The organism is Nonomuraea diastatica (genome assembly GCF_004349015.1).
Classification (GTDB): domain Bacteria; phylum Actinomycetota; class Actinomycetes; order Streptosporangiales; family Streptosporangiaceae; genus Nonomuraea; species Nonomuraea diastatica.
In genome coordinates this window covers 38,150-49,566 of record NZ_SMKP01000065.1, presented here as the reverse complement: position 1 = coordinate 49,566, position 11,417 = coordinate 38,150, and the positions used below count along the sequence as shown (strand labels likewise).

The following is an 11,417-nucleotide window of genomic DNA, read 5'->3' as shown; positions in this document are numbered from 1 at the left end:
GGGGTGGGCAGGTGGCACAGGTGGTGCTCGGGGCCCTCGGACTGCGAGAGCCCGCGCTCCGGCCACCCGCCGCGGCACTGTCCACCACACCACCTGATCCCACGGAACGCCTCGTGGCGGCGCTGGCCGAGCAGGACCTGCTCCTCATCCTGGACAACTGCGAGCACCTGATCGCCGAGGCCGCCACGCTGGTCCGCCGCCTTCTGTCCGCCTGCCCCCGGCTGACCGTTCTGGCCACCAGCAGGGAGCCGCTGGGTATCACCGGCGAGCACCTGGTCCCTCTCGCGCCCCTGCCCACCGCACCGCTCGGCACGGGGACGGCCCCCCACCTGCCGCACGACGCCGCCGCGGCCGGCGATCCGCTCGGCTATCCGGCGGTCAGGTTGTTCGCCGACAGGGCGGCGGCCGTACGGCCGGAGTTCGTGCTCACCCCGGACACCATGGACGCCGTCCTGCAGATCTGCGCGGTGCTCGACGGCCTGCCCCTCGCCATCGAGCTGGCTGCGGCCAGGATGCGTACGTTCTCCGTGGCGCAGGTCGCCTCCCGGCTGGCCGAGCACGGCAGGTTCCGGCTGCTCTCGCGCGGCGACCGGACGGCGGCGGCCCGCCACCAGACGCTGTACGCGGCCGTCGAGTGGAGCTGGAGCCTGCTCGACGCGGAGGAGCAGGCGCTGGCCAGGCGGTTCGCGGTGTTCACAGGAGGCGCCGCTCTGGAGGCGGTCGAGCGGGTCTGCGGCGACCCCAGCGCCGACCGGCTGGCCGATCTGGTGGACAAGTCGCTGGTCGAGACCGACGGCGAGCGTTACCACATGCTCGAGACCATCCGCCTGTTCTGCCTGGAACGGCTGGCGGAGGCGGGCGAGGAGAACCGGCTGCGGCAGACCCACGCCGCCCGGTTCCTGGAGCTGGCCCGCCGCGCGGACGACCACCTCTGCCGGTCCGAGCAGCTCCACTGGCTGGCCCTGCTGTCGGCCGACAACGCGAACCTGCAGGCCGCGCTGCGCTGGAGCGTGGCCCACGACAGGCCGACGGCCTGGCGGCTGGTGGCGGCGCTGGCCATGTACTGGTGGCTGAGCGGGCGGCGCGGCCAGGCCACCGGGCACGCGGTCAGGCTCCTCGACTCCGCCGCCGCGGAGCCGCCGGCCGGGCTGGCGGAGGAGTACATGCTGGCCGTCCTGCACGCCGTACCGGAGGCGGGATCGCCGCACTGGGATCGTGCACGCGCGATCGTCGGCTCGCTGGACGGGCCGATGCGTCACCGCTTCGGCGTGGCGCTCTGGGGTATGCTCACCGGCCCGCCGGAGGACGGGGCCACGGGGCGGCGGGTGCTGGACGCCGACCCGTGGAGCAGGGCGCTCAGCCGGCTCGGGGCCACGTTGCTGGCGCTACTCAACGGCTCCGTCGTCGAGGCCGAACGGGGACTCGAGTCGGTGCTTGCCGACTTCCGCGCGCTGGGCGAGCGCTGGGGGACGGCGCAGGCGCTCGACTGGCTCGCCGTGATCGCGGGCTGGCGCGGCGACTGGGCACGCGCCATGGAGTTGTGGAAGCAGGCGCTCGACCGGCTCGGAGAGCTCGGCGCGCTGGACGAGCTGGCGGACGTGCTGGGCAGGCGGGCGGACGCGCGCCTGCGGGCCGGCGACGCGGCGGGCGCGCGTGCCGACTACGACCGTGTGAGCGACCTCGATCGGCGGTTGGGCAGGCCTGAGCCGATGGCGTGGGTGCACCTGCGGCTGGGCAACCTGGCCCGGTTCGAAGGGGATCTCGACGGGGCCTCCCTGCGGCTCAACGCCGCGCTGGCCGGCGTGGAGTTCCGCGGCTTCCCGGCCGGTGCCACCCGGGCGCACGTACTCACCGCTCTCGGCCGTCTCGCCGAGGCCTCCGGCGACGTCTCCGAGGCGGCCCGCAGGCACGCGGAGGCGCTGGCCGCCATGCCGGAGTCCCCTTTGTCCGCCGACCTCGCCGACGTCGCCGAGGGCCTCGCCGGCCTGGCGCTCGTCGGGCGTCGCCCCGGCCCGGACGAACGGACGCCCGGCGCGGAGCGGGCGGCGGAGTTGCTGGGGGTGGCGGTGGCACTGCGGGGCACGACCGTCGCCGGCGAGCCTGACGTCGCCAGGATCGCCGCGGCCGCCACTGAGGTCCTCGGCCCTGAGACGTTCGCGGCGGCGTTCTCCAGGGGCACGTCCATGAGCGGGGAGAAGGCGCGGGAGGCGCTGCGCGCGGCCGCCTCCTGACCGGCTCGCGCAGCCCTGTCAGCGGGTGGTCGCCGGGTTGTCAGCGGCGGGCGCGAGGCTGCCGGGCATGCAGAACACCGGCGTCCTCATCTCCGGTGCGAGCGTCGGCGGGCCCGCGCTCGCCCACTGGCTCGCCCGCTATGGCTTCGCCGTCACCGTCGTCGAGAAGGCCCCCGCGCTGCGGCTCGGCGGCCAGGCCGTCGACTTCAAGGGCGAGGCCCACCTCACCGTCCTGGCCCGCATGGGCGTCCTGGACGACGTGCGCCGGCTCCAGACGGGCGGCGCCGACCAGCTGATCGTCGACACGAACGGCAGGACGCTCGCGGTCATGCCCGGCACGTTCAGCGGCGGCGACGTCGAGATCGCCCGCGGCGACCTGTCCAAGCTCCTGTACGACAGGACGTCCGCCGACTGCGAGTACGTCTTCGGCGACTCGATCACCTCGCTCACCGAGACCCCCGCCGGCGTGCACGTCACCTTCGAGCGAGCCGCGCCCCGCACGTTCCACCTGGTGGCGGGCGCGGACGGGATCCATTCCAACGTGCGCCGCCTGGTGTTCGGCCCCGAGTCCCGCCCTGTCAGGCACCTCGGCCACTACTACGCCCTGGCCGGCATCGACGGCGGGTTCGGCGAGCAGGCGATGATGTACAACGAGCCGGGCAGGATGGTCGCGGTGGGCGGGTCGTCGGCGCCCGCGTTCTTCGTCTTCGCCTCCGAGCCGCTGGACTACGACCGCTACGACCTCCAGCAGCAGAAGGACATCCTGGCCCGCGTCTACGCCGGCATGGGCTGGCGGACGGCGGCCGTCATGGAGCAGGTGCGCACGTCGGACGACGTCTATCTCGACGCGATCGCCCAGGTCAGGATCGGCCGTTACCGTGCGGGCCGGGTGGCGCTGCTCGGCGACGCGGCGTACGGCAACACCCTGGGCGGCTTCGGCACCGGCCTGGCCGTGGTGGGCGCGTATGTGCTCGCGGGCGAGCTGGCCGCGGCCAGGGGCGACCACCGCGTGGCCTTCGCCCGGTATGAGGAGCAGCTGCGCGGATATGCCAGGGTGGCCAGGAACGGCAACGCCGGCCCTTTCCTGGCTCCCGCCACCCGGACGCGCATCCGGCTGCGCAACCTGATATTCAGGTCGGGCTTCCTGCTGGGGATGATGCTGACGCTGACCGACAAGTTCGCCACGAACATCGACCTCAAGGACTATACGGGGGCGAGCCCGCGCTGAGCCGACCGACCCCGCCGTCGATGCGTAGTTGCGGCGGGCGGTCGAGCAGCGGGATCGCGGCGTCGTCGGCGTCGATGTGCCAGTCCTGGACCGGCACGAGGCCCGGTCCGATCAGCTCGAACCCGTCGAACAACGTCAGCACCTCGTCGTGGCTGCGGAACCTGCCCTGCGCGGGCGAGCCGGCCGTCGCCATCGTGAGCTGGGCGATCGCCTCGGGGGCGCTCTCCGCCATGGCGTGGGAGAGCACGAGATGACTGCCCGGCACCATACGTTTCCTGAAGGCGGCCACGATGCCGGCCGGGTCTTCCTCGTCCATGACGAAATGCAGCACGCCGACCATCAGCACGCACACCGGCTGGTCGAAGTCGATCAGCCCGGTGACGTGGGGGTCGGCCAGGATCTCTTCGGGGCGGCGCAGGTCGGCCTGGACGCCCTCGACGCCGGGCGAGTCGGCGAGCAGCACCTGGGCGTGCATCCGCACCACGGGGTCGTAGTCGACGTAGATCACCCGGCAGGCGGGATGCACCTCGCGGACGACCTCGTGGATGCTGGGCGAGGTGGGGATGCCGGTGCCGAGATCGATGAACTGCCGGATGCCCTGCACTGCCAGGTGGCGCACCGCCTCCACCTGGAAGCGGCGGTTGGCCCTGGCCACGAGACGGGAGTCGGGCGCGACGGCGAGGAGTTTCTCCGCCACTGCCCGGTCGATCGCGAGGTGGTCCTTGCCACCGAGCAAATAGTCGTACACCCGCGCAGAACTCGGAACATTCGGGTCCACACCGGGCGGAACACGTTCTAGCTCGGTCACTAGGGTCCTTCTCCCTGCCTCGTAGGACTTGGTCGTCATACTACGCGGGCACCCCGTCTTGACAGAGGATGTCGTCCCAAACCCGTCAGGAAAGCTTGGGCAGAACATGTTCTCGCCCGCGGCCCCGCCAGGTCCCGCGACGCGGGCTCCCGGCCTGCTCCGATCGGCTCCGCGAGGCCTTTCCACGGACCGCTGAGGCACCGTCCTTCCCTGGTGGATCCGGAAATACAACCGCATGACCGATGCGCTCACGGCACAAGCCTGTGCATCCTGGTGGTGACGGATCCGGCGTGAGGCCTGTTCCGCACCTGAGAGGAGTCACCAGGGTATGGAGAACGTGGCGGGCCGCCCGACCGTGATCTTGGACAATGGCGTCGTCGGCAGGGTCATGCTGGCTCACCGGTCGCGGCGCGACCTGGTGATCGTGCTCGGCATGGACGGCACCCTGCTCAGCTGCCAGCTCGACGACATCGCCTGCGTCGTCGGCGGCAAGCCGCTCTGCCGTGACGGCTGACCGCTCGACGGTCAACCACGGGCGACGATGTCGCCGATCAGCCCGACCGCCGCGAAGTCGGTGGTGAGCCGGTTCTTCGTCAGCGCGAAGGCGGTGCCGGTCGCCCTGTCGGCGTACGCCGCGCTGCCGCCCGCCCCTGGCACCCCGAAAACCGTCGGCCGCTCCTCCGCCATCGAGGTGGGCCCGCCGATGCCGTAACCCAGACCCCAGGCCGACGGCATGCCGAACACCTCGTCGATGCCGCTCGACACGACGGCCGTCGCCTCCCGCAGCCGCTCTTCCGTGATCAGCCGGACCCCGTCCACCTCTCCGAGCAGCGCCGCGTACATGCGGGCGATGGCCCTGGCCGAGGTCTTGCCGCCCGCCGGGATGTCGACCGACAGATAGTCGGGCCGGTTGCCCAGCTCGGCCCCCGGCATCAGCTCCATCGGCCCGGCCTTGAACATCGGCAGGTCCGCCGGCATCTCCCCGAACGCCGACATGTCCATCGGCGCGTCCTCCAGCCGGGCCAGCCGGGCGTGCTCCTTCTCCGGCATCCCGAAATAGAGCTCGCCGGCCACGCCCAGCGGCCCCGCCACGTCCTCCAGCAGCACCTGCGAGATGGGCTTGCCGGTGGCCCGCCGGACGATCTCGCCCACCAGGTAGCCGAACGTGTAGGCGTGGTAACCGACCTTGGTGCCCGGCTCCCACCACAACTTGGCGTCCTCCAGCGCGGCGACCATCTTCCCCCAGTCGCAGGCGTCCTCGGGCGTGGTGTCGAGCGGCACGCCGGGCACTCCGGCGGTGTGCGAGAGCACGTGACGTACGGTCACACCCTGCTTGCCGTGCCGTGCGAACTCCGGCCACAGCTCGGCCACAGGCGTGTCGTAGCCGAACAGGCCCCGCTCGACCAGCAGGTGCGCGATGGTGGCGGTGGCGCCCTTGCCGATCGAGTAGTTGTAGAAGGGCGTGTCGGGGGTGACGGGCCGCCCGGTCTCCGGGTCGGCCACGCCGGCGACCACGTCCACGATCTGCACGCCGTCCCGATAGACGGCCACCTGGAGCCCGCGCTCCTCGCCGGACTCGACGAGCCTGTCGGCCGCCTGCTGCACTTGCTTCTGAAGGTCGCTCATCGTCAACGCGCGGCCTGCTCCGCCTCGACGACCCGCAGCTGGCCGCCGAGCACTTCGTCGGCCTGCTGTTGTGGATCCCGCTGAACAAGGTGATGTTCTGGGGCGGCCACGACCACTACACGGAGGCCGATCTCCAGCGGCTGTCAGAGACGGCCGTCACGGCGTTCCTGCGCGGCTACGGGCCCGCTAGCGCAGATACTGCCTGAGCCCGGCCGCCAGCGAGGTGGCGATGCGCTCGCGGAAGGCGGGCTTGGACATCCTGGCGGCGTCGCGGCTGTTGCGCATGTTGCCGCACTCGATGAACACCGCCGGCCGCTTCGACAGGTTGAGCCCGCCGAGGTCCGTGCGGGTCTGCAGGCCGTCGCGCCCGGCATAGGTCGCGTACGGCATGCGCGTGCCCACCCGGTACGCCTTGCGGATCGCCAGCCCCAGCCGCCGGGACGGCCTGACGATCGCGTCGTTGTGCCCGGCGACCAGCCCCGGCATGATCACATGGAAGCCGTGCCCGCTCTCGGCGGCGCCGTCACCGTGGATGGACACGACCGCGTCCGCCCTGGCCTCGTTGCCGATGGCGGCCCGTTCGGTGATGCAGGGGCCGACACCCTTGTCGTCGGGCCTGGTGAGCACGACCTTGGCCCCCATCGCCTCCAGCAGGGGCTTGAGCCGGCCGGCGACGTCCCAGGTGAAGGCGTGCTCGGGGTAGCCGGACCGGGTCCGGGTGCCGATCGTGTTGCAGGGTTTGCGGCCGGTGATGACGTCGACCAGGCGGTCGATCTCCTCGCGGTGCGCGGCGTTGCCGCCGTTGTGGCCGGGGTCGATCACCACGACCTTCCCGGCCAGCGGCCCTCCGCGACCGGTGGGCGACGACCCTGCCGACGGCCCTGCCGACGCCGCTGCCGGCGGCGCGACAGGCGCTTTCGCCTCACGCACGGCGGGCACGGCCCCGGCGCACGCGGCCGACAGTGCGGCCAGCGTGGCCAGCACCGCGGATCCCGCAAGGAAGGCGCCCATGAGACCGACCGTACCCGGCGTCGGACATCAAGCCCAATACCGGCTATGACCTGGGATTTCGTGTCGTCTTCCCACGCGGGCGGACCGCGGTCTACCCTCGGGAGGGGCGCGGGGCCGCCCAGGACACCGCACGCGACGAGAGGAGCCTGGGCCATGGGAAAGACGTTCACGATGAGACCGGCCGTCCGCCACGCGGGCGCCGACGACGCCGGGCAGGTCGCGGAGCTCATCGCGACCGCGTTCGCCGAGCTCAGGGTCGTGAGATATCTGGTGCCGGAACGCCGGGAGCGGCACAAGGTCATCGCCGCCCACTACCGCGTCCTCGTCGACCACGCGATCAAGCACGGCCAGGTGCACCTCATCGACGACGGCCCCGCGGCGGCGGTCTGGTTCCCGCACGTCTCGCCGCCGTCCCCGCCGCCCGGGTACGACAGCCGCCTGGCCGAGGCGACCGGCGAGTGGGCCGATCGGTTCCGGGTGCTCGACGGGCTGTTCGCCGAGCACCGTCCGGCGGAGCCGTGCGACTATCTGGCCTTCCTCGCGGTCCACCCCGACTGCCAGGGGCAGGGGCTCGGCACCGCGCTGCTTCAGTACCAGCACGCCCGGCTGGACGGCGCGCCCGCGTACCTGGAGGCCAACGACCCGCGCAACCGCGACCTGTACGCCAGGAACGGCTACCAGGGGCGCGGCACGTTCGCGCTGCCGGACGGCACGGTGTTCTGGCCGATGTGGCGCCCTCCCGCACCCTAGCCCGCTTCCGAGACGCGGCGAAGGCCCCGCCGGGTGCGGCGGGGCCTTCTTCCCTGGCGGCTACTGCCCGGTCAGCTTGAGCTTGACCGTGTAGGAGTAGTCCGGGTTGCTGCCGCTGATGATGTCCGTGTCGATGTGAGTCTCGTTGACGTCGAGCCCGGCGCACGTGGCCGCCTCGGCGATCGCCGAACCGAGGCTGTCACCCCGGCCGAGAACAGGCCGCTCGACCTCACGTAGGTTGAAGAACACGTCCTGGCCGTTGTTGATCGCCCCCGTTGGGTCGCCGAAGTCGCTCGGATTCGCGTCGTCCCCGCTCTGCATGTTGTGGGCGCCGTTCCTGGGGAACAGGTTGCCCTGAACCAGGAAGCGGAGCTCGTCCCGGCCGTCTCTCTCGACCACGTTGTCGGCGTCGATGTCGTGGAGTTCCACGCGGCACGAGGAGGCCAGGGCGGTGGCCGGGCTCGCGACCAACGCCGCGGGAGCCGCCAGACCCAAGGCCAGGGTCAGCGCGGCGATCAGCTTGTGAGAGCGCATGCTGCTTGCTCCTTGATGCGAGAACGTTTCGCGACCATCGCGAAACGCGCCATCAGGGTGCGGAAGACGGCGTGAGCGCATCGTTAGAACCCAGGTCAGTCGCGCAGAGCACACGGGCCTCGTAACGCTCGACACAGCCGGGCGAGCGCATTGCTCCTACTCTGCCTGATATGGGGGACTCGCTGACACTCCTGCTGCTCGGCGCGCCGGAGTTGGCCATCGGAGGGGAGCCCGTCGGCATCCGCTCCGCCAAGTCCCGTGCCCTGCTCTGCTACCTCGCCGCCACACCCGGGCCACGCTCGCGGGCGGAGCTGGCCGGGCTGCTGTGGGGCGAGCGCCCCGACGCCAACGCCAGGGGCAGCCTGCGGCTGGCGCTCACCGAGCTGCGCAGGGAGGTGGGCCGCTGGCTGGACATCACCCGTGACCACGTGCGCTTCCGCGAGAACGACGGCTGCTTCGTGGACCACCGTCGGCTCATCGAGGCCCAGGCGGTGGCCGAGGCACTGCGGTTGTGGCGCGGCGAGTTCCTCGACGGCGTCTCCTTCTGCGACGCCCCGGCCTTCGCCGGTTGGCTGGAGTCGGAGCGGCGGCGGGTGCGGACGCTGCTGCGGAACCTGCTCGTACGGTCGGGTCCTGACGGTTCCGCGGACGTCGTATGCCTGGCACAGGTCGTGGCAGCGCTGGACCCGTACGACGAGGAGGCCCATCGGCTGCTCATGGCGTCGCTGGCCAGGGCGGGCAACCGGGCCGCCGCGCTGGCCCGCTACGAGGAGCTGCGCCGGCGGCTGGCGACCGAGCTGGGCGTCGAACCCGCGCCCGAGACCCTGGCCGTCCGCCAGGAACTCGTGCCGGGGCCCCGGTCCCGGCCCGCCCGCCGCGCGGCCCTGCCCGTGCCCGGCACGGAGCTGATCGGCCGGGACGCCGACGTCCGGCGGCTGCGGCGGCTGCTGGCCCGCGAGCGCCTGGTCACCCTGCTCGGGCCGGGCGGCGTGGGCAAGACCCGCCTGGCCATCGCCGCCGCGGATGCCGGGCCCGAGACGGCTTTCGTGTCGTTCGCCGGCGTGCGAGCGGAGGCGGCCGTCACGATGCTGGCCCGCCGCCTCGGCGTGGACCTCTCGCCTCCGCGTCCCGCCCTGGCGCTCCTCCTGTCCGCTCTCGCCCGGCGCTCGCTCCTCCTCGTGCTGGACAATCTCGAACACCTTCCCGCCTTCGACGCGGTCATCGGCGAGGTCCTGCGCGTGGCTCCCGCGGTCCGGGTCCTGGCGACGAGCCGGCGGCGGCTCGACGTACCCGGCCAGGCGACCGTACCGGTGGAAGGGTTACCGGGACCGGCTGCCGAAACGTTGTTCACGGCCAGGGCCCTCAGGGCCCGGCCGGCGTTCGATCCCGATCGCGAGGCGGCCCTCGTGGCCGCGATCTGCGCCACCACCGGCGGGCTGCCGCTGGCCATCGAACTGGCGGCCAGCCTGCTGCGGGCCGTGCCGATCGCGGACCTGGCCCAGCGCCTGGGTGTGGACCCCGGCCTGCTGTCCGCCGCCGGGCCCGCCACCCGCGAGCGGCACGCCTGCATGCGTACGGTCTTCGAGACGTCCTGGAACCTGCTGGACCCGGCGGGACAGGAGGCGCTGGCGGCGTTGTCGACGTTCCGCAACGGATGCACGCTGCGCTCGGCGCTGGAAGTCGCCAGGACCACCTCGCAGGTGCTGGTCCACCTCGTGGACCACAGCATGATCGACCTCACCCCCTCAGGCCGGTACGCCCTTCACTACGAAAGGAAGGTTGTCTCTGCACGCGCCCGGCGGCGGGCAGGCGCCCTTTTGGTGCGCCCGGTTGAGCAGAAGGAAGGTCTCCGGGTCGGGCACGTTCCGGCGCTGGATCCGAAATTCCCTTCGAGGTCGGACGGCGTGGGCCGCCCCCCGTCCGTGCTTGCTCACGCGGACTTGGAACCGTCGTCGTGGGCTCCGCTGCCTTCGTAGGAGCCGAGGTCGTCCACCAGGTCGCGCAGCTCGGGGTGGTCGCTGAACCGGTCGGTGTGCACCTGGGCGATCTTGGCGCCGATGTCGGGGGCGGGGTCGTCGGTGAGGTCTTGGGAGATCATGTCGGCCACCAGTGGCAGGCCGAGCGCGTCGATCTGCCGGTGCAGCGGGTCGTACATGTACGTGCGGTAGGCGTCGATGTCCTTGAGCGCGTACAGGGCGCCGTGCTCGAACTCACCGCCGAAGTCACGGCCGACGATGAAGAACTCGACGACGTCGAGCTTCTCGCCGAGCTCACGCATCAGATCGAGTGCGTGCCGCACTTGATCGGCGGGGGCATCGGGCTTCATGGCCATGCGGACCTGGTGGTAGATCATGACGTTCTCCTTCGCGAACCTTGATGCAACCGGCTGTTGCATTTATGAACCATAGGTCGTCACCGTTACTAGTGCAACCCCTTGGTGCATTAATCCGGCCGCTAATGCACCTGGAAGTTGCATCTATGGCCGGCGGCGTCCTAACCTGGCCCTATGGCAGGAGATCCACTCGAAAACGTCCGGCATCTGCACGCCGACGCGGCGACCGTCCGGCCCGGAGGCCGGACGGCACGCGTCGGCGAAGCGGTCATCGACGCCACCCTGGCCGAACTCACCGAGGTCGGCTACGGCGCGCTGCGCATCGACGCGGTGGCCGCACGCGCGGGCGTCAACAAGACCACGATCTACCGCCGCTGGGGCAACAAAGTCGGCCTGGTCTCCACCGCCCTCATCGAGCGCCGCGGCGAGCTCCTTCCCCCGGCCGACACCGGCACCCTGCGCGGCGACCTCCTCGAACTGCTCAAAGAGATCCGGCTCGGCCTGCAGACCCCCTGGGTCGCCGCGCTCCTGCGCGAAACCGGACCACGCACCGCCGAGAACTCCGACCTGTACGAACTCCTCGACGCCTTCTGGCCGGCGCGCTTCCGAGCGTCGGGGGCGATTCTGGTGCGCGCCGTCGAACGCGGCGAGCTGCCGCCCGACACCGATCCCGACTTCCTGCTGGAGGTGATCTCCGGACCGCTCTACTTCCGCCTGCTCATGCTCGGCCGCCCACTCGACGACGCGTTCCTTGAGAGAACGGCCGACGTCATCCTCAACGGCACCCGCGCTCGACCGCCGGCTGCCGGCGATCGAAACGCCTGAAAGTTTCAGGGTCTTCCGGGGCCGATGGTGCGCAGGCGTTGACGGGGCGGCGGCGGGAAAGGAGGATCGGGG

Annotated in this window: 12 protein-coding genes; 7 read left to right on the top strand and 5 right to left on the bottom strand. The window is 71.7% G+C overall.

Translation table 11 applies throughout. The features are described 5' to 3' along the window. On the top strand, window positions 1-2,231 hold a 2,231-nt coding region (locus E1294_RS23030), incomplete at its 5' end, for an ATP-binding protein (protein ID WP_132511368.1). A gap of 67 nt (window positions 2,232-2,298) precedes the next feature. Beyond that, on the top strand, window positions 2,299-3,459 hold the full coding sequence (locus E1294_RS23025) for an FAD-dependent monooxygenase (RefSeq protein ID WP_132511366.1): 1,161 nt from the start codon (window positions 2,299-2,301) through the stop codon (window positions 3,457-3,459). On the opposite strand, the gene E1294_RS23020 is transcribed toward E1294_RS23025, so the two are convergent. Then, complete coding sequence (locus tag E1294_RS23020) at window positions 3,428-4,306, bottom strand: SAM-dependent methyltransferase (RefSeq protein ID WP_281284478.1); 879 nt, start codon at window positions 4,304-4,306, stop codon at window positions 3,428-3,430. The two genes, E1294_RS23025 and E1294_RS23020, sit on opposite strands and share 32 nt — an antisense overlap. Before the next feature lie 289 nt (window positions 4,307-4,595). Here E1294_RS23020 and E1294_RS23015 point away from each other — a divergent pair, with 289 nt between their 5' ends. Continuing rightward, window positions 4,596-4,781 (top strand): hypothetical protein, encoded by a 186-nt coding sequence (locus E1294_RS23015; protein WP_132511362.1) that lies wholly within the window; start codon window positions 4,596-4,598, stop codon window positions 4,779-4,781. An 11-nt stretch (window positions 4,782-4,792) separates the two neighbouring features. Here the strand turns inward: E1294_RS23015 and E1294_RS23010 are convergent, their stop codons facing one another. Continuing rightward, window positions 4,793-5,893: a serine hydrolase domain-containing protein gene (locus tag E1294_RS23010; RefSeq protein ID WP_132511360.1), complete on the bottom strand. Its 1,101-nt coding sequence runs from the start codon at window positions 5,891-5,893 to the stop codon at window positions 4,793-4,795. Between the two features lie 14 nt (window positions 5,894-5,907). Here E1294_RS23010 and E1294_RS58145 point away from each other — a divergent pair, with 14 nt between their 5' ends. Continuing rightward, window positions 5,908-6,099 (top strand): TetR/AcrR family transcriptional regulator C-terminal domain-containing protein, encoded by a 192-nt coding sequence (locus E1294_RS58145; protein WP_132511376.1) that lies wholly within the window; start codon window positions 5,908-5,910, stop codon window positions 6,097-6,099. On the opposite strand, the gene E1294_RS23000 is transcribed toward E1294_RS58145, so the two are convergent. Continuing rightward, window positions 6,080-6,904 (bottom strand): N-acetylmuramoyl-L-alanine amidase, encoded by an 825-nt coding sequence (locus tag E1294_RS23000; protein ID WP_132511358.1) that lies wholly within the window; start codon window positions 6,902-6,904, stop codon window positions 6,080-6,082. The two genes, E1294_RS58145 and E1294_RS23000, sit on opposite strands and share 20 nt — an antisense overlap. 153 nt (window positions 6,905-7,057) lie before the next feature. On the opposite strand from E1294_RS23000, the gene E1294_RS22995 reads away from it, so the two are divergent. After that, window positions 7,058-7,654: a GNAT family N-acetyltransferase gene (locus E1294_RS22995; protein ID WP_220447890.1), complete on the top strand. Its 597-nt coding sequence runs from the start codon at window positions 7,058-7,060 to the stop codon at window positions 7,652-7,654. Window positions 7,655-7,714: 60 nt separating this feature from the next. On the opposite strand, the gene E1294_RS22990 is transcribed toward E1294_RS22995, so the two are convergent. Then, on the bottom strand, window positions 7,715-8,188 hold the full coding sequence (locus E1294_RS22990; protein ID WP_132511356.1) for a hypothetical protein: 474 nt from the start codon (window positions 8,186-8,188) through the stop codon (window positions 7,715-7,717). A gap of 170 nt (window positions 8,189-8,358) precedes the next feature. Here E1294_RS22990 and E1294_RS22985 point away from each other — a divergent pair, with 170 nt between their 5' ends. Next, window positions 8,359-10,164 carry an AfsR/SARP family transcriptional regulator gene (locus E1294_RS22985; protein ID WP_132511354.1) on the top strand — a complete coding sequence of 602 codons (1,806 nt, stop codon included), beginning with the start codon at window positions 8,359-8,361 and terminating at the stop codon, window positions 10,162-10,164. On the opposite strand, the gene E1294_RS22980 is transcribed toward E1294_RS22985, so the two are convergent. Beyond that, window positions 10,119-10,541, bottom strand: a complete 423-nt coding sequence (locus E1294_RS22980) for a Dabb family protein (protein WP_132511352.1) — start codon at window positions 10,539-10,541, stop codon at window positions 10,119-10,121. The genes E1294_RS22985 and E1294_RS22980 overlap by 46 nt on opposite strands. Window positions 10,542-10,694: 153 nt before the next feature. On the opposite strand from E1294_RS22980, the gene E1294_RS22975 reads away from it, so the two are divergent. After that, entirely contained in the window at window positions 10,695-11,345 is a 651-nt protein-coding gene (locus E1294_RS22975; RefSeq protein ID WP_132511350.1) for a TetR/AcrR family transcriptional regulator, read from the top strand. Window positions 11,346-11,417 lie beyond the last annotated feature (72 nt).